General features: G+C 59.1%; 15 protein-coding genes and 3 tRNA genes. 9 read left to right on the forward strand and 9 right to left on the reverse strand.

Annotated elements, in window-relative coordinates; all coding sequences use genetic code 11:
* Positions 1-18: 18 nt before the first annotated feature.
* On the forward strand, positions 19-1,563 hold the full coding sequence (locus NML54_RS01705) for an MFS transporter (protein ID WP_254755628.1): 1,545 nt from the start codon (positions 19-21) through the stop codon (positions 1,561-1,563).
* 133 nt (positions 1,564-1,696) lie between these two features.
* On the opposite strand, the gene NML54_RS01710 is transcribed toward NML54_RS01705, so the two are convergent.
* From NML54_RS01710 to bcp, 8 genes are all read right to left on the reverse strand, one after another.
* Complete coding sequence (locus NML54_RS01710) at positions 1,697-2,344, reverse strand: MBL fold metallo-hydrolase (protein ID WP_254755629.1); 648 nt, start codon at positions 2,342-2,344, stop codon at positions 1,697-1,699.
* A 9-nt stretch (positions 2,345-2,353) separates the two neighbouring features.
* On the reverse strand, positions 2,354-3,445 hold the full coding sequence (locus NML54_RS01715; RefSeq protein ID WP_254755630.1) for an S-(hydroxymethyl)mycothiol dehydrogenase: 1,092 nt from the start codon (positions 3,443-3,445) through the stop codon (positions 2,354-2,356).
* A gap of 194 nt (positions 3,446-3,639) precedes the next feature.
* Entirely contained in the window at positions 3,640-4,734 is a 1,095-nt protein-coding gene (locus tag NML54_RS01720; RefSeq protein WP_254755631.1) for an alpha/beta fold hydrolase, read from the reverse strand.
* A 100-nt stretch (positions 4,735-4,834) separates the two neighbouring features.
* Entirely contained in the window at positions 4,835-6,199 is a 1,365-nt protein-coding gene (locus NML54_RS01725; protein ID WP_254755632.1) for a YihY/virulence factor BrkB family protein, read from the reverse strand.
* A 261-nt stretch (positions 6,200-6,460) separates the two neighbouring features.
* Positions 6,461-7,942, reverse strand: a complete 1,482-nt coding sequence (locus tag NML54_RS01730) for a malate:quinone oxidoreductase (protein ID WP_254755633.1) — start codon at positions 7,940-7,942, stop codon at positions 6,461-6,463.
* Between the two features lie 208 nt (positions 7,943-8,150).
* Positions 8,151-10,250, reverse strand: a complete 2,100-nt coding sequence (locus tag NML54_RS01735) for an ABC transporter substrate-binding protein (RefSeq protein ID WP_254755634.1) — start codon at positions 10,248-10,250, stop codon at positions 8,151-8,153.
* 151 nt (positions 10,251-10,401) lie between these two features.
* Positions 10,402-10,483, reverse strand: a tRNA-Leu gene (locus NML54_RS01740).
* Between the two features lie 184 nt (positions 10,484-10,667).
* Positions 10,668-11,144 (reverse strand): thioredoxin-dependent thiol peroxidase, encoded by a 477-nt coding sequence (gene bcp / locus NML54_RS01745; RefSeq protein WP_005508643.1) that lies wholly within the window; start codon positions 11,142-11,144, stop codon positions 10,668-10,670.
* Between the two features lie 221 nt (positions 11,145-11,365).
* On the opposite strand from bcp, the gene NML54_RS01750 reads away from it, so the two are divergent.
* A tRNA-Lys gene (locus tag NML54_RS01750) sits at positions 11,366-11,438 on the forward strand.
* A gap of 513 nt (positions 11,439-11,951) precedes the next feature.
* Here NML54_RS01750 and NML54_RS01755 read toward each other — a convergent pair.
* Positions 11,952-12,491: a hypothetical protein gene (locus tag NML54_RS01755; RefSeq protein ID WP_254755635.1), complete on the reverse strand. Its 540-nt coding sequence runs from the start codon at positions 12,489-12,491 to the stop codon at positions 11,952-11,954.
* Between the two features lie 462 nt (positions 12,492-12,953).
* Here NML54_RS01755 and NML54_RS01760 point away from each other — a divergent pair, with 462 nt between their 5' ends.
* From NML54_RS01760 to NML54_RS01790, 7 genes are all read left to right on the forward strand, one after another.
* Positions 12,954-14,756, forward strand: coding sequence for an acetolactate synthase large subunit (locus tag NML54_RS01760; RefSeq protein WP_254755636.1), 1,803 nt, complete (start codon positions 12,954-12,956; stop codon positions 14,754-14,756).
* Complete coding sequence (gene ilvN, locus NML54_RS01765) at positions 14,756-15,256, forward strand: acetolactate synthase small subunit (RefSeq protein WP_254755637.1); 501 nt, start codon at positions 14,756-14,758, stop codon at positions 15,254-15,256. Before NML54_RS01760 ends, ilvN begins: the two co-directional genes overlap by 1 nt.
* Before the next feature lie 323 nt (positions 15,257-15,579).
* The gene (ilvC, locus tag NML54_RS01770) at positions 15,580-16,608 is read left to right on the forward strand and encodes a ketol-acid reductoisomerase (protein WP_254755638.1); all 1,029 of its coding nucleotides are present in this window, start codon (positions 15,580-15,582) and stop codon (positions 16,606-16,608) included.
* Positions 16,609-16,818: 210 nt separating this feature from the next.
* A tRNA-Lys gene (locus tag NML54_RS01775) sits at positions 16,819-16,891 on the forward strand.
* Positions 16,892-17,462: 571 nt separating this feature from the next.
* Positions 17,463-19,007, forward strand: coding sequence for a methionine--tRNA ligase (gene metG / locus NML54_RS01780; RefSeq protein ID WP_254755639.1), 1,545 nt, complete (start codon positions 17,463-17,465; stop codon positions 19,005-19,007).
* Between the two features lie 387 nt (positions 19,008-19,394).
* The gene (locus NML54_RS01785; protein ID WP_254755640.1) at positions 19,395-20,162 is read left to right on the forward strand and encodes an ABC transporter ATP-binding protein; all 768 of its coding nucleotides are present in this window, start codon (positions 19,395-19,397) and stop codon (positions 20,160-20,162) included.
* A 3-nt stretch (positions 20,163-20,165) separates the two neighbouring features.
* The gene (locus NML54_RS01790; protein WP_254755641.1) at positions 20,166-22,922 is read left to right on the forward strand and encodes an ABC transporter permease; all 2,757 of its coding nucleotides are present in this window, start codon (positions 20,166-20,168) and stop codon (positions 22,920-22,922) included.
* The last annotated feature ends 126 nt before the right edge of the window (positions 22,923-23,048 follow it).

Consider the following 23,048-nt stretch of genomic DNA (forward strand, 5'->3'; position numbering starts at 1 on the left):
CCGAATTCAACGTATCGTGTGGAACCTTCGGCTGATGCGCGCGCTAGCGCATCCGCGCCGGAGGCTCCTCCGCGCACCATGAAGGTGGCACCCGCCCCCGATACTCCGGATAGGTTGAATGCTTCGGGTACAGGCATTCCGAAAGTTCCGGGCACCTCCCTGACGGATGTGGTGCGCAGTAACGACCATGTGTTGCAGGAGTTGCCGCCGCGACCGGTGCTGGCTGCGGATGAGGTTAACACGAACACCTCGCTGCCGGATATTTTGCGTCAGCATTGGGTGTTGTTCCTGCGTAACAGTAAGGAGCCGCGTTACCATCTGCGCGGTGTGCTCCGTGATGAGGGTTTTGCCCGTAACCTGTTGACGATTCTGTTCCACATTCCGGCGGCTTCTTCGGCGTTTGCACTGTATATTCTGTTGGCGAGCCACCTGGGTAGTGTGCATGATGGCGGCTATGCGGTGGCGGCGTTTGTTGGCGCTTATTCGGTGCAGATTATGCTCGGCCCGATGCTGGTGCGTGCCCTGGGCTTGAGGGCGTTGCTGGCGATTACGTCGGTGTTGAATATTGCTGCGGTGCTGAATATGCTGGTCATTGGTTGGCGTTTGACGGTTGACCCGAATAACGTGAGTACGACGTACCATGCGCTCTCTTGTGTGGCGATGGGTTTTACGACTCCACCGTGGACGCCGTTTGCGTTGGAGTCGCTGTACCGCCGCAACTATAAGTACAGTGACGTTCGCTTGTCGACGGCTGTTTCTTGGGGTACGGCGGCGAACCTGTTGATGCACCCGCTGGCTGCTCTGCTGGTGTGGCTGGGCGATGCGTACATCACCCCGAATCATGAGTATGCGGGCTTCTGGGTCACGATGATTCTGGATGCGCTGCTGTTCATTGTGGTTCTAGCCGCGCCGATGTGGCTGCCTGATATTTCGCGTATTCGCATGTCTCCGCCGAAGAACTTGGTCCGCCCGAATAAGCAGATGGTGGTGCTGATTCTTGGTCTGGTGTTGCTGGGTGCAAGTATGGGTGCGGTCGGTTCGGGTCTGCTGGGTTTCTCGCTGATTCATGGTTCGATGAACCTGTTCATGGCGATGGTTGCGACCGGTACCGGCGCGATGGTGCTTGTGGCTTTCCCCGTGGTTCTGGGTGCCCGTTCGGTGAACCCGTGGCATGGTTGGCTTGTGAGCGGCGTTCTGCTGATTATGGGTGCCCTGTATTTGCCAGTGAGTGATGATACGTCCACGATTTTCTATGCTTTGGTGTTCTGTGGTGCGGCGCTGGGTGTGGCTTTTGCTGGTCATGAGCTGTCGTTGAACCGTTCGATGAAGCATATTCCGGATGCTCAGGCGAGCTTCTTTACTCGTTCGATGCTGGGCGTTGGCACGGGGTTGGGTAGCATGTGGGGAGGCTATATGGGGGATGCCCCGTATTACCGTAATGCGTTTATGGTTCCGGTGATTATTGCGACTCTGTATTTTGCGTTGGGTCATTTGTTTGGCTATTTGTGGCGTGAGGAGCGTGAGGAGCAGCTGACTCCTTGGGATCAGTTGGAACGTCGTTAGCGCATGTTGAAAGGCGGATGCCCCGCCACCTTCTGCAAGTGGTGGGGCATCCGCCTTTTGTGTACCGTGCTCGGTTTGTGGTGGGCCTCGGCTTGAGAACCTCAGCCTGTGAGCCTCAGCGTGAGGCCACCTTTTAGTGACCGCGTTTAATCCATGCCGGAAGCTCGAGGGCTTCCAAGCCGATGCCGGTGCTGTCGCCGTGGCCGGTGAGGACCGCGGTGGACTCGGGCAGGGTCAGCAGGCGGGTCGAAATCGACTCGATGATGGTGTCGAAATCGCTGTAGGAGCGTCCGGTTGCGCCGGGGCCGCCGTTGAAGAGGGTGTCGCCGGAGAAGACGACGCCTTCGCTGTTCTCCCAGCTGAGGGCGGGCGCGTAGAAGCACACGGAGCCGGGGGAGTGGCCGGGGGTGGTGATGACCTTCAGCTCGGTGTCGCCGATGCGCAGTACGTCGCCGTCAGCGAGTTCGTTGTCGAAGTCCCAGGAGGGGTACACCATTTCCCAGAGAACACGGTCTGCGGGGTTCAGGTAGACGGGGGCGCCGAAGCGCTCTGCCGCCTCCTTGGCGCTGCGGATATGGTCGTCGTGGGCGTGGGTCAGCAGGATCTTCTCCACGGTGCGGCCTGCGACGGTGCGGGAGATCTTGTCGACGTCGTGGGCGGGGTCAATAATAATCACGGAGGAACCATTGCCGATGATCCAGACGTTGTTGTCGACATCCCAGCAGCCGCCGTCCAGCGAGAAGGTGCCGGAGGTAACAACTCGTTCAATACGTTCGCTCACGCTACGCTCCTAGAGTTCCACAACCGAGCGCAGCACGCGGCCGGTCTTCATAGTTTCGAATGCTTCGTTGATGTCTTCGAGGTGGATGCGCTCGGAGACGAAGCCGTCCAGGTCGAGGCGGCCACGCAGGTACTGGTCAACGAATTCAGGGAAGTCGCGGGAGGGCAGGGTGTCGCCGTACCATGCGCTCTTGATAGAGCCGCCGCGGCCGAACACCTCATCCAGCGGGATGTCCCAGGTGGTGCCGGGTGCGGGTACGCCGACGAGGACGACGCGGCCAGCCAGATCGCGTGCTTCGAATGCCTGCTTGAAGGTGGGGGCGATGCCGACAGCGTCGATGACGAGGTCTGCACCGAAGCCGCCGGTGAGTTCCTTGATGGCCGCGACGGGGTCGACCTTGGAGGAGTTCACGGTGTGGGTTGCGCCGTGCTCGCGTGCGCGTGCCAGCTTCTCTTCGTCGATGTCGACGGCGATGATGGTGGTTGCGCCACCGAGCTGTGCGCCTGCGATTGCTGCGGTGCCGACGCCGCCGCAGCCGATGACTGCGACGGACTCGCCGCGCTTGAGCTCACCGGTGTTCAGAACAGCGCCCAGACCTGCGGTGACGCCGCAGCCGAGCAGACCGATGGCTGCGTACTGTTCGGGGCTGATGTCAGCGGTGATCTTGGTGCACTGACCGGCTGCGACGAGGGTCTTCTCAGCGAAGGAGCCGATACCCAGTGCGGGGGTGAGCTCGGTGCCGTCCTCGAGGGTCATCTTCTGGGTTGCGTTGTGGGTTGCGAAGCAGTACTGCGGCTGGCCCTTGCGGCATGCGCGGCATTCGCCGCAGACGGCACGCCAGTTGAGGATGACCAGGTCGCCGGGGGCGATGTCGGTGACGTCATCGCCGACAGCCTCGACGATACCTGCGGACTCGTGGCCGAGCAGGTAGGGGAAGTCCTGACCGACGCCGCCGGTGACGTAGTGGTGGTCGGTCTGGCAGACACCGCAGGTGAGGACCTTAACGAGTGCTTCGCCCTTGCCGGGGTCGGGTACGTTGATGGTGGTGACGGTGACAGGCGCGTCCTGGGCGAGGGCTACGACAGCCTTAACCTTGTGCATGGTGCTCCTTTGCTGGGCGCGGCTGAGGTTCAACCGCAGATAAAGGTTTTTTGATATGTTCCCATTCTACGAGCAACGGCGCACCTGACGCACGATAAAGCTAATAGTGAAGCACCCCCGCGAATTTGACGTTTTATGACGTTGTCGCTTATTCCGCCCAGAACCCTTCCGGAACCCGCGTGGCCTGCGGCTGCTTACTCTGACGCTTCTACCTTTGCCGCCTCCACATCGGCAGCAAAGGCGAGCGCACCGCGTCGGAACGCACCCGAGGTCAGTGCGTTGACGTGGTCGCGGCCGGGCAGGGAGATAAAACGGTTGAACGGGTTGTTGCCGCGCACCATATCGTAGAGTTCTGCCCCGTCGGCGGCGATGGTGTCCGCGTCACCGAGCACGACCGCAATGGGTGCGTGCGGATGCGCGCCCGGGTGACCCGCAGGTAGGTTCGGGGATCCGGCACGCAGGGCGGGCACGTCGAAGAATGGGCCGAAGGGAATCCGCACGAACTTCAGCAGCGCCTCGGGCTGAATGGGGGAGTTGTCAATAATCGAGGTGAAGGAGGCAATCGCCTCGTTGGTGGAGTCTGCCGCCGGGGTTTCACTATTCGCCGTGACGCTGGTGCCCTCGTGCGCTTCGAGCATGGCGCGCAGGGTGATGAGGTGGTCGTGCAGGGGCAGACCGCCCAGGGTGAGGGATGCGACCGCCTCCGGGTGGGTGAGGGCGAGTTCCCAGCCGATGCGGGCGCCGAAGGAGAATCCGATAACGTGCGCGCGGGGCTCCAGTTCAACGCCGAGGTCGTTCTCGGTTGCGACGGTGCGCAGTAGCTGGGCGAGCAGGTTGGTGAACAGGTGCATGGGGGTCAGCGGCTGGCCTGCCGCATCGACAGGGGGTACCGAATCGAACGGAATTGTGCGGCTACGCACGCCCGTGTTGTTGGGGAGCTTGCAGTCGATGGCGTGCATGGATTCGGGGTCTTTGAGGTATTCGTCTGAGTGGTAGGGCAGGTCAACGATTAGCACGGGGTATCCGGCGCGCAGGTATTGGCGGATCCAGCTGGTGCCCCCGTAGAGCTGTTCGCCGCGGGTGGCGAAGCCGTGAATCATGAGGGCGGGGACGCGGCTTTTGAGTTGCTGCGGCTGGTAGAGGGTGTACTCGAGGTCGGGGAGAACGACGGCGGGTGCTGCGGCATTGTGTGCCGCAACATTGGGCTCAGCGACGTTGGACGCCGCAACATTGGGTACAGCAGCGTTGGGTACGGCAAAGGGCGCGGGAGAGAAATCTGCACTGGTCATATGTCTATCTTAGTGACCAGCGCAGGGCTTCTGTCCTGCGCCCTTTTCTGTCTCGCGCCCTTGATGCGTTGGTGCGGTACGCGCTCAGCTGAGCTGCCGCTTAGTTCTTATGTGTCGCACCGGTTGAGTTATCGGTGCTCTGATCGAAGAGCGCCTCCTGCTGAGAGTCCGCCTTCGCCTCAGATTCGGTAGCTTCCGTCTTGGTGTCGGCTTTCGCCTGCTTATGCAGCTGCTCCTTGTCGTTTTCGATGCGTTCCTTACCGTCGGCAATGAACGTGCGAATCATGGTGGTGTTGGTGTCCACCGCCTTCTGCACGCGAGCGGCAATGGAGGGGCCCTTCGGCTTGGGGAGCATGCCCTGGCCTGCCGCCTGCTGTTGCAGTTCGTGTCCGGCGGACATGAGGCGTTCGCGCTGTTCTTTCATCGCACGGGATGCGGTGGTGCTGCGCGGCTGAACCTTCAGATGTCCGTGGTCGTCTTCGCCGGCGAGTACCTGGCGCATGAGCATGATTTCTGCGTCCAGGTGCGCGCCGAAGAGGAGCATATTGTTCATGATCCAGATGAACAGCAGCATCACAATCACACCACCGATGAGGCCGTAGGTGGCGTTGTACTTGCTGAAGTTGTTGGCGTAGAGGGTGAATCCGAAACCGCCCAGGCCCATGCCGAAGAGGGCGAGCGCCGCACCGGGGGAGAGCTTCCACTGTTTGAAGCGGCGCACGTTCGGGGTGGCGGCGTAGAGCAGAGTGATCAGAATGATTGCCATGAACAGGATGAGGACCCAGCGGCCGTTCAGCCAGATGAGCTTGATGAGCTCCATATCCACGGTTTCGGGTACATACCGACCGACCAAATCGAGGACGGTTGCGCCCAGCAGCAGCATGAGCATCATGAGTACTACGAGGATGATAATCACGGTGGTGACGAAGACGTTCAGCGGCTTGAGGATCCAGCCGGGTCGGCCTTCACGCACGTTGTAGACCGTGTTGAGAGCTCGGCCGAAGGATTCGGTGTACCCGGAGGCGGACCAGAGCGCACTGAGGATACCGGTCAACAGCACCAGGCCTGCGCCTTGGTCGCCGGTAATCTGCTTGATGGGGTCTTCCATAATGGCGTACATCTGGGCGGGTGCGTTGTCCTTGAGGAAGGCAAGGATGACGGCGGTGCTATCCTCACCGTGACCGAATACGCCCAGTAGGGAGACAATCGCCAGCAGGGCGGGGAAAATGGACAGCACGGTGAAGTAGGTGAGTGCTGCCGCCATGTCGCTTGCGCCGTTTGCGCCGAACTTGAAGAGGGCACGGCGCAGGATGTAGAGGATGCTTCCCCTGGGGAAGTCGCGCAGTTTCACGCTTGCGTACTTGGGGGCCGCGGGCTTCTTCTTACGGGAGAAGAGTCCGCGTCGAGCTCCGGCGGATACCTGGGCTGAGGAGGTGTCCGTGGAAGAGCCTGTGTGTGCAGCCAATGGGGCTCCTTGAATGAGTGGGTGGTATACAGTGGTGCGCCTATTAGCTTCAGCGTGTGGGCGCACAGAAGGGGCGAGGAGAACAATGAGCTGTTCTTCCCACCCCTGCGGTGACATTATAGGGTTTTATGACCCTCCCATATTTTTCTGCGAGTGCAGATAGCTGACCTGTCGGTCAGTTAGAGAGGGTAACAGCCCCGAAAAGCCTCAGAAAGGCTCGTCAGCTAGGGTATAAAGCTACCTGCTGAGCCTAACTGAAAACTAGTTGTGAATACCCAGAACCTTAGCGGTGTGAGCCATCAGCTCATCAGCCAGATCCGGGTTGTCGTTGAGCTTCACGCCGTAACCGGGGACGAGCTCCTTCAGGCGGGGCTCCCAGCCAGCCATCTTGGCGGGGAAGCACTGCTTGAGCAAGTTCAGCATAATCGGAGCCGCAGTAGAAGCACCGGGGGATGCGCCCAGCAGAGCCGCGATGGAGCCGTCAGCCGCAGAAACAACCTCGGTACCGAACTGCAGGATGCCGCCCTTCTTCGGGTCCTTCTTCATGATCTGGACGCGCTGACCAGCCTCGATGAGCTCCCACTCGCCGCCGTCAGCCTCGGGGTAGTACTGGTGCAGGGTCTCCAAGCGAGCGTTTTTGTTCTGCAGTAGCTCGGTGAGCAGGTACTTGACCAGGGAGAAGTTATCAAGACCTGCACGGGTCATGGGGTAGAGATTGTGTAGGCGCAGGGACTTCGGCAGATCCAGTACGGAACCCTGCTTCAAGAAGTTCGTCTTGAAACCGGCGTAGGGGCCGAAGAGCAGGGCGCGCTTGCCGTCCACGTAGCGGGTATCCAGGTGGGGTACAGACATGGGAGGCGCACCCACCGAAGCCTGACCGTACACCTTAGCGTTGTGCTGGTTTGCGGTTGCCTCGTGGGTGTTGCACAGGAACAGACCGGAGACGGGGAAGCCGCCGTAGCCCTTACCCTCTTCAATACCGGACTTCTGCAGCAGATGCAGGGCGCCACCACCGGCGCCGAGGAACACGAACTTCGCGTTGATGCTCAGCGCCTCGTTCTTGTTGAGGCGGTTAGTAGCCTCAACCTGCCAGGAGCCGTTCGACTCGCGGTTCAGGTTGGTGACCTGGTAGCCGTAGCGAACCTCAACACCCTTGGTCTGCAGGTAAGCGACCATCTGCTCGGTGAGGAAACCGAAGTTCACGTCGGTACCCTCGGGGGACCAGGTTGCAGCCATCGGCTCGTTACCCTTGCGGCCCTTGACGGTCAGCGGAGCCCACTCAGCGATCTTGTCGCGGTCGGTGGAGAACTGCATGCGCTCAAAGAGCTTCTCCTTACGGAAAGAGTCGTAGCGTGCAGCCAGGTACTTCGCGTGCTCCTCCCCGAAGACCAGGGACATGTGGGGTACCGGGTTGATGAAGCTGGTGTCCGTCAGAATATTCTTCTCAACCAGGGATGCCCAGAACTGGCGGGAAACCTGGAACTGCTCGTTAATGTTCAGCGCCTTGGCGGCGGAGACAGTACCGTCGGGGCCAGCGGGGGCGTAGTTGAGCTCGCACAGTGCCGAGTGGCCGGTACCTGCGTTATTCCAGGGGTTGGAGGATTCCTGAGCAACCTTGTCGAGGCGTTCAAGCAGGATGATGTTCCAGCTTGGTTCGAGTTCCTTGAGGAATACACCGAGGGTGGCGCTCATAACGCCGCCGCCAACCAGGACGACGTCGGTTCGTTCGGTACGTGCTACCACTGAATTCTCCCTTAGGGTGAGGGTGCCCGTCCTTGGGCACAATGACTGTGGGGTACATCATCTAGCCTACTCCTTTTAGCGGGGGAGGCATAACTAGAATCAGTAAATAACAGGAGAGTGTTGCAGTTCACATGTTAGCTTCCCTGGAGGGTAAAAAGCCTCCAGAGCACTCCAAACACACACAACGCAACATCACACCCGGAACTGTCTACAACTTACGCAGTTTTCCAAACAGCTCAATCGCATTCTGCTCCGTCTGATAACCCTGAACCTCACGGCTCACAGCCACCTTAGACGTCACATTCAACAACGGAACCGCCGGCATGAACTGACCCAACTGAGACACAACCTTCGCATACAACTCACGCTGCGAATCCACTGAAACAGCAGAATCTGCGGTACGAATCGCCTCCATCACCTCACTAAAACGAGGCGAAGGCGCCACCGCCACGGCAGTAGGCGACGGCGAAGGAGTCGCCGAAGGGCTCGGCGAAGCAGAAGCCGAAGCCTCCTCCGGAGACAACGGATCTGGCGAATAACTTGGCTGCGGGCTCGGAGCCGCAGAAATTTGAACGTTGGAATCCGCACTACGCGACGACGGAAAATCAGAATTCTTCTTCGTCAAACCCGTCGTCATATCCGTCGGCGCATTCGCAATTAACGAACGCACCTGATGCTCAGCAATCAACTGCGCCAACACAGGACCAAAGAATGCGTACGGGTCACGGTACATGCCGTAGAAACCAGCCAACGTAATACCGCGCTCAGAAGAAACCTCACGGCTCTTCTCCAAATACTCAGCCCACGGCAACGGCACCGGCTTAATATTCAGACCCACCTCAATCAGCGAAGCCACCATCTCCGAATACACCTTCTGCGGAGTATCCATCCACGGCAGAGACACATCGGCAGGGTAGTAGCACTCAATCACCTGATTGTTATAACCAGCAGTCGCTAACAGTGAGCGCGCCATATCCTGATTACGGTCCGTGTAATCCTTCGTATCATCAGCCTTAATGCGGAACGACGGCGAAATCAGCGTCTGCGCTTCCGAGGTGCCCTGCGGATAATACTGACGTAGTGCACCGCGATCCACAGCGTGCGAAATAGCGCGACGTACCGAAATATTCTTCAAGACCGGATGTGCCGTATTCAAACCCAAATACACCAGTGAGAACGGGTCACGGCCCGGCGTCTGATAGCCATCACGCGCCAACTGTCCCAGATCAGAAGAATTCACCTGATCGCACGCATCAATATGACCCTCCATCAGCGCAAAATAACGCTTATCCGACGACGTGAGGGTCGAAATCTGAATCTCATCCAGCTCAGGTGCCTGACCATCAAAATGGGTATTCTTTAGCAGACGCACCGTGCCAGCCTCGAATGACTCCACACGGAACGCACCCGTACCCACAGGGTTACCCGTCAGCTTCTGATCAGCCCCAAAAAGCGAAGGATCAATAATGCCGAACGCCTGCTGCGTCAAAATACGTGGGAACGCCAGAGAAGGACGCGACAGAGTCACCACCACAGAGTTACCCTTCGCCACCACCGACGAAACCAACGGCAAGAAAGACTGCACCGTATGCGGTAGGGAAGCATGCTGCGCGGGCTTCTCATCGCCCGGATGCGCAGCATCAGAAGCGCTCGCAGAAGCAGGCGCACTCGCTGAAACAGACGAAGTAGCCGCACCCGACGGAGACGCCTGAACAGGCGCAGGCTCCACCGCCGAAGGATCAATAGAACCCGGCTTCGGCACACCAAAACCCCACGCAAACAAAGGCTGAGCAGGCACCGCTAAAGCAGCAGTACCCTCACCCGTAGCCAACGCCTGCCACCTCTGGAAATTCTGCACAACAGCATCCGCAGTCAACGTAACGCCACTACTAAAATGCGCCTCACGCAACACAAACGTATGCACTAAACGGTCATCAGAAACCGTCCACTCAGTACACAACGAATCCTGAACCTCAGGATCACCCGTGTAATGATTCGCCACCAACAATGTCTGCAAAACCTGCACCGTCACCTGATACGTACTCGCCACAGGAAACAACGCCGGGTCCAAACCCAACGGCGCTGCACCCTGCGCAAAACGAAACACACGACGCGCATCAGCAGACGACGCACTTGCCGAAGAATCAGCAGAAGACTGACCAGAACACGCAGAAAGCGCCAAACCAGCACTAAAAAACGCGCCAAAACGCAAAACGGCGCGTCGACTCAAGCCACTCGAGCCACCAGTAGCTCGCAGCAGCGCATCAGAATTGTCAACAGCTGACGATGCATAAGGCTGATGCTGCACGGGAGGGTCCTCTCTTCCGTCGCGGATGCTTACCTCTCAGGATAACGGTTCAACACCCAACCGGGCGAGACACACCCACCCCGGCAAGGCACATACAAGAGAACCCGCCGCCACGAAAACCGTGACGGCGGGCCCAATGTAAATGTGTACGTGCGCGAGGGGGGACTTGAACCCCCACGCCATAAGGCACAGGAACCTAAATCCTGCGTGTCTGCCAATTTCACCACTCGCGCGCAGTGTCACCCCACATCCAAAGATGTATGCGTCTGAGGTAACAAAGAATTAGTGTACACCAGGAACCAAGGTTCTCCAAGCCTTAAAAGAAGCCACCATAGGGCAAAAAGACCGCAAACACGTCGAACAACAGCCCCTCAAGAAGCAACAGAACGGCGATACGCAAACCCTAGAAAACATGCCCTACTTCGGGTCAATACCCAAATCACGACGCAACTTCGCCACATGACCCGTCGCACGCACATTGTACTGAGCCACAGAAATAACACCCTGCTCATCAATCACAAACGTCGAACGAATCAGGCCCTCATACACCTTGCCGTAATTCTTCTTCTCACCCCACGCACCATACGCCTCAGCCACCGCATGATCAGCATCAGACAGCAACGGGAACGTCAACGACTCCTTCTCCACAAAACGCGCAATAGCCGCCGGCGAATCCGGAGAAACACCCAACACCACGTAACCCAACGACTTCAACGACGCCAAATTATCGCGGAAATCGCACGCCTCCTTAGTGCAACCCGGAGTCGAAGCCTTCGGGTAAAAATACAAAATCACCTTGCTACCCGCATAATCACTCAGACTGTGCTCCTTACCCGACGCATCAGCAAGGGTAAAAGCAGGTGCCGGGGTACCCGGCTCAAGACGAACGCTCATCAATAACTCCTCAAAACTTCAATAGAGATTCAGCAGGGGAGCGGCGGATGCGCCCCACACAGTACCAGGGGCGGACGCGCCCCATGCAATACACACAGTCTAGTGTCCCACATACCCCGCCCAAACAATGTGTCCAGACTCACCCCAAATCAACTTGCGCACACCACAAAAAGTCGCGTATAGTATTTTTCTGTTGCAAGGGAAACCTTGAAAATAAACAAGCGCCTCTAGCTCAATTGGCAGAGCAATTGACTCTTAATCAATGGGTTCTGGGTTCGAGTCCCAGGGGGCGCACTTCACAGAAAATCCCGCTGATTCTTCGGAATCGGCGGGATTTTTGTGTTCCCTCTGAAAAAGATTTTGCTGGGCTTGAGGTATAGATATTTCCCCTTGCTCTAGTGTTCGATGCTTGGAAGACGGTATTCGCCCACGTTCCTACAGGGGACCCGTCCTCGCTTCGCTTCGGACACCCTGATGTCACTACGGGCGATACCGTCTTTCTCGCTTGGTTACCTGGGGCTGCGGCAGGGGATATATGCACCTCTGCGTGTATCGGTATTCGGGGTGCGCTGCGGTCCCGCCGGGGGTGCGGTAGATTCGCGGTGGTTTTGTGTGCGCCCCGTGCCTAGCGAACTGTGGCGGGAGGCTGTCGCGGTTTAGTGTGTTGCGTGGCGGCTCGGTGTTTTGCGCGTGGGGCGGGGAGAGCTGTCGCGGTTTAGTGTGTTGCGTGGTGGTTGGGTGTGGATATGCGAAAGCCCGCCACCGTCATACAACAGCAGCGGGCAATCATTTCGAAAAGTCATAAGGCTACAGGACCGGCCAAATCCGCGTCACAAACTCACGGAAATCCTCCACGTCCTTACCCTGCTCCAACAAGCCAACGCCAAAACGAGTGGCAACCTCAGCATTATCCTCAAAGGACAAATAAAATGAGCTGCCATTCACCGACTCAAGCGTCACCGCATCATCACCCACACGATACGCATGCAGAGCATTCGTATTATCAATCGTCGTCGCCGTACCCGCAGGCGTCAATGCCGGCAAAATCACCGGAGCAATAATCACCTCATCAGGTGCATCCTGATACCCAACAATAAAATGCCCCTGATCAGGAGACTGATGCAATGCCAAATCAGGATTACGGTAAACCGCACGGCCTGTCGCATACACCAAATTGTATGCACCGTAATTAATAATCTGCTCGTCAAAAACCGGATGCAGAACCCGAATCAGTTCCTCACCCGTCAAAAACTCGCTACTCTCAACAGAGTTACGGGGGTCAATAACCTCTGCGTACTTACTTGCTTCGGCCAGCTCATCAGCGACCGGGATAATCGGTTCGGTCATAGCATCAGTCTACCGGGGCAAAGGATGAAGGTCACGAGTATTCGCACATATTACGCCCCATGACATCCAAAAAAGCGAGTTTTTCTCACCCGTTCAAAAACCAGCACCAGAATCCATGCACACGCGCAAGGTGTCCACATCATGAAAGAAGAAGGTTGACTTGGGGGTTTCCGTGCAAAAACCGCCACGGCACCCCATAGAGATTTGACTCACCCCCTCCCGGGGCTTCACCATAGAAGGGTGAAGACAGCAATGTTCCAGCGAATTCTAAACCTTGTCGACGTCGCCTAGGGCGAGTGGCAGGGTCTATTCACTGCGACTGAGCGCCCCTACCGCTACCACCAACAGCGAGGGGCATTTTTTATAGCTTGGTACCCCCGGGCATAGGATGCGTGAGAATCACACAAACCCCACGCAGAACATTGAGTACAACGAAGAACCATTAAGACACGAGGCATTTCCATGACTATGGGATTTTCCACTTCTGATGACGCGGCAAACGCTCCCGCAGAACGCATGACCGGTTCTCAGGCAATCGTCCGCACCCTCGAAGACCTGGGTGTGACTGACGTATTCGGCCTGCCTGGTGGAGCTATTCTGCCGACCTATGACCCCCTCTACGACTCCAAGAAGGTCCGCCACATCCTGGTCCGCCACGAGCAGGGCGCAGGCCACGCGGCTCAGGGCTACGCAGTGTCCAGCGGCAAGACCGGCGTTTGCATCGCAACCTCCGGCCCCGGCGCAACCAACCTGCTGACCGCAATCGCAGACGCAAACATGGACTCCATCCCCCTGGTCGCAATCACCGGCCAGGTGTCCACTAAGCTGCTGGGCTCTGACGCATTCCAGGAAGCTGACATCGTCGGCATGGCAATGCCCATCTCCAAGCACTCCTTCATGATTACCGACCCGCAGGACATCCCCCGCGCGCTCGCAGCAGCATTCCACATCGCATCCACCGGCCGCCCCGGCCCCGTGCTCGTGGACGTCACCAAGGACGCACAGGTCGGCATGATGGAATACCGCGGCATTCCTGAGGACCTGGAGCTGCGCGGCTACACCCCCGTCACCCGCGGCCACTCCAAGCAAATCCACGAAGCAGCTAAGTTCATCACCGAATCCAAGCGCCCCGTCTTCTACGTCGGCGGTGGCCTGGTCCGCGCAGGTGCTTCCGAAGAGTTCCACAAGCTGGCTAAGCTCATCGGCGCACCCGTCGTCACCACCCTGAACGCTATCGGTGCATTCCCCGACTCTGACCCCCAGAACCTCGGCATGCCCGGCATGCACGGAACCGTCCCCGCCGTCGCCGCATTGCAGAAGTCTGACCTGCTGATTACCCTCGGCGCACGCTTCGACGACCGCGTCACCGGTAAGCTCGACTCCTTCGCGCCCGAAGCTAAGGTCATCCACATTGACGTTGACCCGGCAGAAATCTCGAAGATCCGCTTCGCAGACGTGCCGATCGTCGGCGACCTCAAGTACGTACTGCCCGAGCTGACCGACCTGCTCTCCACCGAGTTCGCAGATCAGCTGCCGAACCTCACCGAATGGTGGAACGAGCTCAACGCAATCCGCAAGGACTACCCGCTCGGCTATGAGAAGCCCAACGACGGCCTCGGCTCGCCCGAATACGTCCTCGAGCGCATCAGTGCCCTCACCGGCCCCGACGCATACTACGTCACCGGCGTTGGACAGCACCAGATGTGGGGCGCACACTACATCCAGCAGGAAAACCCCCGCCACTTCGTCAGCTCCGCAGGCCTGGGCACCATGGGTTACGGTGTGCCCGCAGGCATGGGAGCAAAGGTCGCACACCCCGACTCCACCGTCTGGGTCATCGACGGTGACGGCTGCTTCCAGATGACCAACCAGGAACTGGTCACCTGCGCACAGAACAACATCCCCATCAAGGTTGCCATCATCAACAACTCCTCCCTCGGCATGGTGCGCCAGTGGCAGACCCTGTTCTACAACGAGCGCTACTCCAACACCGACCTGAAGGACGGTCACGGCACCGTACGCATCCCCGACTTCGTCAAGCTCGGCGAAGCATACGGCTGCGCAACCTTCCGCTGCGAACGCGACGAAGACGTGGACGCAACCATCAAGGCTGCCCTCGAAATCAACGACCGCCCCGTGGTCATTGACTTCACCGTCAGCCCTCACGCCCTCGTCTGGCCTATGGTCCCGGCAGGCGTATCTAATGACAAGATTTGGATTGCGAAGAACACTTCGCCCGAGTTCGATCGTGAGGGAGAGAACTAATGGCTCTGCACACTCTGTCCGTTCTGGTAGAAGACAAGCCGGGCGTTCTCACCCGCGTCTCCGGTCTGTTCTCTCGCCGTCTGTTCAACATCCTCTCCCTGGCTGTGGGCCCCACCGAAAACCCCGGTGTCTCCCGTATCACCGTAGTCACCGAAGGTGACGCACACACCATGGAGCAGATTACCAAGCAGCTGAACAAGCTCGTTCACGTGCTGAAGGTCGTCGAGCTTCCCGCAGACTCCTCCACCCAGCGTGGTCACATCCTGATTAAGGTCAAGGCCGACGCAGTTGCTCGCCTGCAGATCGTTCAGGCAGCTGACCTGTTCCGCGCATCCGTGATTGACGTTTCCCCCGAGTCTGTTGTCATCGAGGCAACCGGTTCTGAGAAGAAGCTCAACGCACTTCTGGATGTTCTGGAGCCTTACGGTGTTCGCGAAATCGTTCGCGCAGGCACCATCGGCCTGGCACGTGGCCCCCGCGCTATGAGTGAACGCATCTAACGCGAACGTATCTAGCGCAACCCACGCTACCCCTGTAGCAGCACTCCCGCCCGCACAACCGAAACACACGTATTCGCAGTGCGGGCGGGGGAGCGCCAGATATGGCAAACATGGGTACAGCAAACCCCGGTACCGAAAAACATGGGTACAGCAAACCCGGGTACCGAAAAATCCTGTACCCCCCCCCGACCATGCAGGGTACAAATACTTCCAGCCAAAATCTGAGAATTACTCTCGTAAACCTGCACCCCAAAAGCTATCAAGTAGAATAGTCAATGTTGAGCCCAGCCTGGGCCGCATACCAAACTTACTGAGGAGAAGAAATGGCAGCAACCATTTTCTACAACGACGACGCAGACCTCTCCCTGATCCAGGGTCGTACCGTAGCAGTTATCGGCTACGGCTCCCAGGGCCACGCACACGCACTGAACCTGCGTGACTCCGGTGTGAAGGTCATCGTCGGTCTGTCCGAGGGCTCCAAGTCCCGCGCCAAGGCTGAGGCAGAAGGCCTGCGCGTCGCAACCGTTGCAGAAGCAGCAGCAGAAGCAGACGTCATCATGATCCTGACCCCGGACCAGGTCCAGGCAAAGGTCTACGCAGAGAGCATCGAGCCGAACCTCAAGCCCGGCAACGCACTGTTCTTCGCACACGGCTTCAACATCCGCTTCGGCTACATCACCGCACCCGAGGGTGTCGACGTGGCAATGGTCGCCCCCAAGGGCCCCGGCCACACCGTCCGTCGCGAATACGAAGCAGGCCGTGGTGTTCCCGCCCTGGTTGCAGTTGAGAAGGACGCATCCGGTGAAGCACTCGCACTGGCACTGTCCTACGCAAAGGGCCTCGGCGCAACCCGCGCAGGCGTTATCAAGACCACCTTCACCGAAGAGACCGAATCCGACCTGTTCGGTGAGCAGGCAGTCCTCTGCGGCTCCACCTCCCAGCTCGTCCAGTACGGCTTCGAGGTTCTGACCGAAGCAGGCTACCAGCCCGAAATCGCATACTTCGAGGTTCTGCACGAGCTCAAGCTCATCGTTGACCTGATGATTGAGGGCGGCATCGCTAAGCAGCGTTGGTCCATCTCCGACACCGCAGAGTACGGCGACTACGTCTCCGGCCCCCGCGTGATCTCCCCCGAGGTCAAGGAAAACATGAAGGCTGTCCTGGCAGACATCCAGAACGGCAATTTCGCAAAGCGCTTCATGGAAGACCAGGCTGCAGGCGCACCCGAGTTCAAGGAACTGCGCGCAAAGGGCGAGGCACACCCCATCGAGGCAACCGGCCGCAAGCTGCGCGAGCTGTTCTCCTGGAACACCGCTGACGACGACTACACCGAAGGATCCGTCGCTCGCTAAACGGTAGCTCAGCAATAGCTTTCTAAGAATCCGGCGTTCCACCCACACCCCGCTATAGGGGAGGGGTGGAACGCCGGATTCTTGCTGTTTCAAGCTGAACAGCACCCCCATTAGATATGTGATGCAGTTCATGCTCATTCGAGTTGTGGGTAGTCATAAAATGCCGTATAGTATTTACTTGTCGCAGGGGAAACCCTGAAAAACAAATAAGCGCCTCTAGCTCAATTGGCAGAGCAATTGACTCTTAATCAATGGGTTCTGGGTTCGAGTCCCAGGGGGCGCACTTCACAGAAAATCCCGCTGATTCTTCGGAATCGGCGGGATTTTTGTGTTCCCCTTGAAATGCAGTCTTCATGGGTTGAAGAATCGGTGTTTGTCCTCGTTCCTACAGGGGTGGGGTGGGTGGGTACCTCGCGTCTCCCAAGACTACCGGGTGCGCTACATGTTTCCTCCGCGCCTACGCAGGGGCACCCGTCACCCGGACGCTCCGCTCCTCCTTGCTTCGCTGCGGAGAGCGTCCGTGTGACACCCTGAGGGCGCTTCCGGAAAACGTAGCTGCACCGGTTAGGCGGGTGCGTGGAGGTTTCGGTGGCCTCCGCAGCGACATCAGGGTGCCCGAAGCGAAGCGAGGGCGGGTGCCCCTGTAGGAGCGAGGAGGGCGCCGAACCTTGAGCTAATCCCGTCGGGGTTGCGGTAGATGTGCGGTGGTTCAGTATGTGCGCCCCGTGCCTAGCGAACTGGGGCGGGGGAGGGCTGTCGCGGTTTAGCGTGTTGCGTGGTGGTTGGGTGTTTGTTGCATATCAGAGTGTAACCCCAGTGAGAGCCTAGCCTAAGACTGCGGTAAACTGAAAGTTATGACTGCAACTCCGTTCTACATCACCACCGCCATCTCCTACCCCAATGGCAACCCGCACATCGGCCACGCCTACGAAACCATCGCAGCCGACGTGCTAGCCCGCTTCAAGCGCCTCGACGGCTTCGACGTGCGCTTCATGACCGGCACCGACGAGCACGGCCAGAAGATGCAGACCACCGCCGAAAAACTAGGCAAAACCGCCAAGGAACTCGCCGACGAGAACTCCGCACGCTTCAAAGCAATGAACGACGCGCTGAACATCAGCTACGACCGCTTCATCCGCACCACCGACCCCGACCACTACACCGCATCCCAGGCCATCTGGAAGCGCATGGAAGAAAACGGCGATATCTACCTCGACAAGTACGCCGGCTGGTACTCCGTCCGCGACGAAGCCTACTACGCAGAAGACGAAACCGAAGTCCGCGACGGCCAGCGCTACGCCATCACCACCGGCACCGAAGTCGAATGGACCGAAGAAGAATCCTACTTCTTCCGCCTCTCCAAGTACGGCGACAAGCTCCTCGAACTCTACGCCAACGAAGGCTACGTCTACCCCGAATCCCGCCGCAACGAACTGATCTCCTTCGTCAAGGGCGGCCTCAATGACCTGTCCATCTCCCGCACCACCTTCGACTGGGGCGTACCCGTACCCGGCAACGACAAGCACGTCATGTACGTGTGGGTCGACGCCCTCACCAACTACCTCACCGGCCTCGGCTACCCCGACACCGACAACGAACTGTTCACCAAGTACTGGCCCGCCGACCTGCACCTCATCGGTAAGGACATCACCCGATTCCACTCCATCTACTGGCCCGCATTCCTGTGGTCCGCCGGAGTCGAACTGCCCAAGCGCGTCTTCGGCCACGGCTTCCTGCTCGTCAACGGCGAAAAGATGTCCAAGTCCGTCGGTAACGTCGTCGACCCCGCAAACCTCGTCGACGCATTCGGCCTGGACGCCGTCCGCTTCTTCCTCATGCGTGAAGTGTCATTCGGTCAGGACGGCTCCTATTCCGAAGAGTCCATCATCAACCGCATCAACTCCGACCTGGCAAACAACCTCGGCAACCTCGCCCAGCGTTCCCTGTCCATGATTGCCAAGAACTGTGGCGGTGCCGTCCCTACCCACGGCGAATTCACCGAAGCCGACCGCAAGATCCTCGACCAGGCGGCAGCCCTCTACGAGCCCGTCCGTGCAGATTTCGACGAGCAGGCATTCCACCGCGCTTTGGAACGCATCTGGACCGTCCTCGCAGACACCAACGCCTACTTTGCAGAACAGGAACCCTGGACCCTGCGCAAGAACGGTGAACTCGACCGCATGAACACCGTGCTGTACGTAACTCTCGAGGTCGTACGCCAGGTCGCCCTGCTGCTGCAGCCCGTCATGCCCGACGCAACTGCCAAGCTGCTGACCCTGCTCGGCGTACCTGAAGGCGACGCACGCCAGTTCGCAGCCCTCGGCACCGCACTCGTGCCCGGCACCGAACTGCCCGCACCCGCACCGGTGTTCCCCCGCTACGAAGCGCCCAAGGCATAACAGCTGCCTGAATATCAGCGGACAGCGCCGTAACGGATAGTCTATGAAAGCTCCCGGCTTCCCCACCCAGATGGGGGAAGAACCGGGGGCTTTTCGCATATATAGGTGTAGGCGCGGGCAGAGAAGCGATGCAGAAATACGGGGGTAGGGGTGCTGGGTAAGAACGCAGGATGAGAACGCAGGGTGAGAACGCCGGTTCAGTCGCCGCTCATCCTTAAGGATGAGGTTTGCGCCCCGCCCAGCCCGCCTCAGGCTCAGCTCAGCCCGTGGAATGAGCGAGGAACCTTCGCCTCCGCAGGTCAAGGCCCGGTGAACACCCGCCAAAATCAACCGGGAGGATGAGAAAAACCCCTTAATCAGCGCCATGCTACGTGAGATAATTGAACTATGACTACAACAACTCCTCACGTACAGACGGCACAGCTCGCCGTCTCCGCACGAAACCTTTCCAAAACCTACGGCATGGGTGAAGCCACCGTCCACGCCCTCAACAATGTCTCCGTTGACTTTGAGCAGGGCAAGTTCACCGCCATTATGGGCCCCTCCGGCTCGGGTAAGTCCACGCTGATGCAGACCATCGCAACCCTGGATACCCCCGACCCGAACCCGGCAACCTCGATTCGTATCGGCGGTACCGAGCTCTTCGGTCTGAAGGACAACGCCCTCACCGAATTCCGCCGCGAACACATCGGCTTCATCTTCCAGGCGTTCAACCTGGTGCCCACCCTCACCGCGGGCCAGAACATTGACCTGCCCCTGGGCCTCGCCGGTAAGAAGCCGGACTCGCAGTGGCGCGACTACCTGGTCAAGACCCTCGGCCTGGAAACCCGCCTCGACCACCGCCCCGAACAGCTCTCCGGCGGTCAGCAGCAGCGCGTCGCCATCGTGCGCGCCCTGCTCGCACGCCCCGAAGTGGTCTTCGCCGACGAACCGACCGGTAACCTCGACTCCAACTCCGGCGCCGAGGTGCTGCGTCTGCTGCGTGCAGCCGCAACCGACCACGCACAGACCATCCTCATGGTTACCCACGACGCAAACGCTGCCTCCTACGCAGACCGCGTGGTCTTCATCAAGGACGGCATGGTCGCTGGCGAAATGATCGAACCCACCTACGACGCCGTCCTCGGCGCAATGGCACAGCTGGAAGGTCGATAAGCCGTGGCAACCACACTGAACACGGTGGCGCGCTCCAATCTGCGCGCTTCTAAAGGAAAATACATCCTCACGGGCATAGGCATTGCGATCTCATCATTCTTCATCGCCGCCATTATGATGCTCACCAACTCGCTGCAGGCGACCGTTAACTCCTCCGTGAGTGACGTGCTCTCCCGCGCCGAGGCGGTCGTCGCCTCCGCCGCCACAACCAGCGACGGTAAAGACAGCACCTCTATCTACCTGACTCGTGATCAGATTCAGAAAGTAGAAAAGAGCGACCTACTCTCCGGCTACTGGGTTCAGTATGCCGTTTCAGGTTCGATCGGTACCGGCGACCAGAAAGCTCCCGTGCAGTACAACCAGCTGCCCGCCGACTCTAGCCTCTTCCCGTACAAGGTGCAGGGCAAAATCCCCAGTAGCGACCACGAAATCATGGTCTCTACCTACTTCGCGAAGAAGCACAACCTCTCGCTGAACGGCAAGGTCACCAGCACCGATGTTGTAGAATCTGTCAGCGCCCCCGGTACTGACAAGACCGCCGAATATACCGTCGTCGGTCTGTTCGACCCCGGTTTTGAAGGCTCCACCACCAACCAGGCTGTCTTCATTGGAGGCACCAGCCTCGGCGAAGCCACCCTGAAAGCAGCCGAGACAGAAAACAAGAACTCCGCGGCAGGCTACCGGAGCATGGCTGGCGCGAACCTCATCTACCTCAAGTTCAAGGACGGCGTAACCGACGCCAAACTCAAGAGCCTGCAGGATACCCTCAGCAGCGGCGACACCAAGAACGACCCGCGCGTCATGACCGGTCAGAAGCTGCTGGAAGACTACCAGAAGAGTATCTCCACGGTCTTCACCTCCATTAGCGTGGTCCTGGGTGCCTTCGCGGCCCTGGCTCTGCTGGTTTCCTCCTTCGTCATCTCCAACACCTTCGCGGTGCTGGTTGGCCAGCGCATCCGTGAACTGGCTCTGCTGCGTACCCTCGGCGCCCGCGGCGGCTCTCTCGTACGGATGCTACTCGTCGAATCCATTACCGTGGGCGTGGTGTTCTCCCTCATCGGTGCACTGCTGACCTTCCCGGCCGGCATGCTGGTGGGAAGCATGGTTTCGACCATCATGATCTCCTACTCGATCACCCCGATTCTGGTGAGTGTGCTCCTCTGCACCATCGTGACGGTTCTGGCGTCACTCTCCCCGGCACGAAGCGCCCTGCGCATCTCGCCCATTAGCGCAATGAGCGAACACACCAACCGCGAAGTCAGCAAGCCCGGCAAGATTGGCCCCATCATCGGTGCCCTCTTCGCCATCGGCGGCGTGGTCGCTGTTGTGGCTGCACTCGATAAGGCAACCAGCACCGAACGTGACGGTAACTCCGCGATCTTCCTCGGCATGCTCGCCGCACTGCTGCTCGGTATTGCGGTCTTCCTCATCACCCCGCTGGTACTACCCCCGCTGGTACGGGCCCTCGGCACGGTTACCCGCACCCAGACAGGTAAGCTTGCGCTCGCCAACGCTCTGCGTTCGCCCAAGCGCACCGTCTCCACCGGCCGTGCTGTGCTTGTCGGCACCCTGGTAGTGTCGATTGTGCTGACCGGCTACACGGTTCTGAGCGCATCGTTCGTCAAGGCGCTGGATCAGCAGTACCCGATTTCTGCGCAGGCGACGTACAGCTCGTATGACCAGTCTGAGGCGGCTTCTACCGTGACCAAGGCGGAGGGAATTGCCTCTAAGGTCAAGGGCATTAAGAACGTTCAGGCATCCGCTGTTGGTTACGCCGCCGGTGTGGTTGACTACACCGTCGAGTACGAAGGCCAGAGTGTCAACCAGAACGCTGACCTGGTGGCACTGAGCTCCTCCGAGCTGAAGGCAATCCTGCCGGAAGAAAACTCGAACCTTGCTGACGACACCGTGCTCGTACCTCAGGGACTCTGGAAGTCCGCTGGATTGAATGAGTCCAGCCGTCTGAAGGCGCGCGGCCCGCTCGGCGAACTGGAACTCAAGCCCGTCAAGTCTGAAACCAAGCAGCACCTGCTGCTTGTCAACCCTGCCACCGCCGCCAAGCTGCAGGACGCCAAGAACCCGCAGGCAGTTGCCAACCCCGCCGCTGAAGAAGCTCAGAAGCGCGTGGAAGAAGCAATCGCGAGTGGCGATCAGGAAGCTCAGACAAAGGCCTCACAGCTGACCGTCACCAGCCAGGCACGAGGTAACGGCACCGTCATTCTGGTGCGTGCGGTATCCCCGCTGACCAGTAGCGAGAACGTGACCCTGCAGACTGAACTGAACCGCGTCAGCCCTGACAGCTCTTTCACCGGTGGCTTGCAGGAACGCCAGACGTTTGACCAGCTGCTGACCGTTATGCTGACCTTCACCCTGGTGATGCTCATGCTCGCAGTGGTCATCTCCATCATTGGTGTGGCGAACACGATGACCTTGTCGGTCAACGAACGCCGCCGCGAGAACGCGATGCTCCGCTCGCTGGGTCTGTCCCGCAAGCAGCTGCGCCGCATGATTTCCATTGAGGCGATTCTGATTACGCTTGCCGCGGTGGTGATCGGCATGATGGCCGGTATGGTCATCGGTGCGGTTTCCGCGAAGATTGTGATGGCTGCCGTGAGTTCCAGCGCCCCGCTTGTGCTTGACCTGCCGTACGTCTGGTACGTGGTCATCCTCATTGTGGGTGTGCTCGCCGCGATGCTAGCTTCGGCGCTGCCGGCGGCTCGTTCGGCTCGCATGTCCCCGGTTGAGGGCATGCGCGGCTAACCCGGCATAGTCACAGTACCCGGCAAACCCGGATACTCGGTGTGAGATAGTAAAGCCCCGGCGGGCGCCTCGTGAACTGCCTCCCGTTTCTTGGACACCAAAAATGAAGTCCAAGAAACGGGAGGC

Source organism: Rothia gullae (assembly GCF_024294905.1).
GTDB lineage: Bacteria > Actinomycetota > Actinomycetes > Actinomycetales > Micrococcaceae > Rothia.

Bases quoted from the DNA above. Each gene is read 5' to 3' on its own strand.
- NML54_RS01720 (WP_254755631.1), bottom strand. From the start codon at position 4,734: ATGACCAGTGCAGATTTCTCTCCCGCGCCCTTTGCCGTACCCAACGCT.
- bcp (WP_005508643.1), bottom strand. From the start codon at position 11,144: ATGAGCGTTCGTCTTGAGCCGGGTACCCCGGCACCTGCTTTTACCCTT.
- metG (WP_254755639.1), top strand. From the start codon at position 17,463: ATGACTGCAACTCCGTTCTACATCACCACCGCCATCTCCTACCCCAAT.
- ilvC (WP_254755638.1), top strand. From the start codon at position 15,580: ATGGCAGCAACCATTTTCTACAACGACGACGCAGACCTCTCCCTGATC.
- NML54_RS01785 (WP_254755640.1), top strand. From the start codon at position 19,395: ATGACTACAACAACTCCTCACGTACAGACGGCACAGCTCGCCGTCTCC.
- ilvN (WP_254755637.1), top strand. From the start codon at position 14,756: ATGGCTCTGCACACTCTGTCCGTTCTGGTAGAAGACAAGCCGGGCGTT.
- NML54_RS01760 (WP_254755636.1), top strand. From the start codon at position 12,954: ATGACTATGGGATTTTCCACTTCTGATGACGCGGCAAACGCTCCCGCA.
- NML54_RS01715 (WP_254755630.1), bottom strand. From the start codon at position 3,445: ATGCACAAGGTTAAGGCTGTCGTAGCCCTCGCCCAGGACGCGCCTGTC.
- NML54_RS01755 (WP_254755635.1), bottom strand. From the start codon at position 12,491: ATGACCGAACCGATTATCCCGGTCGCTGATGAGCTGGCCGAAGCAAGT.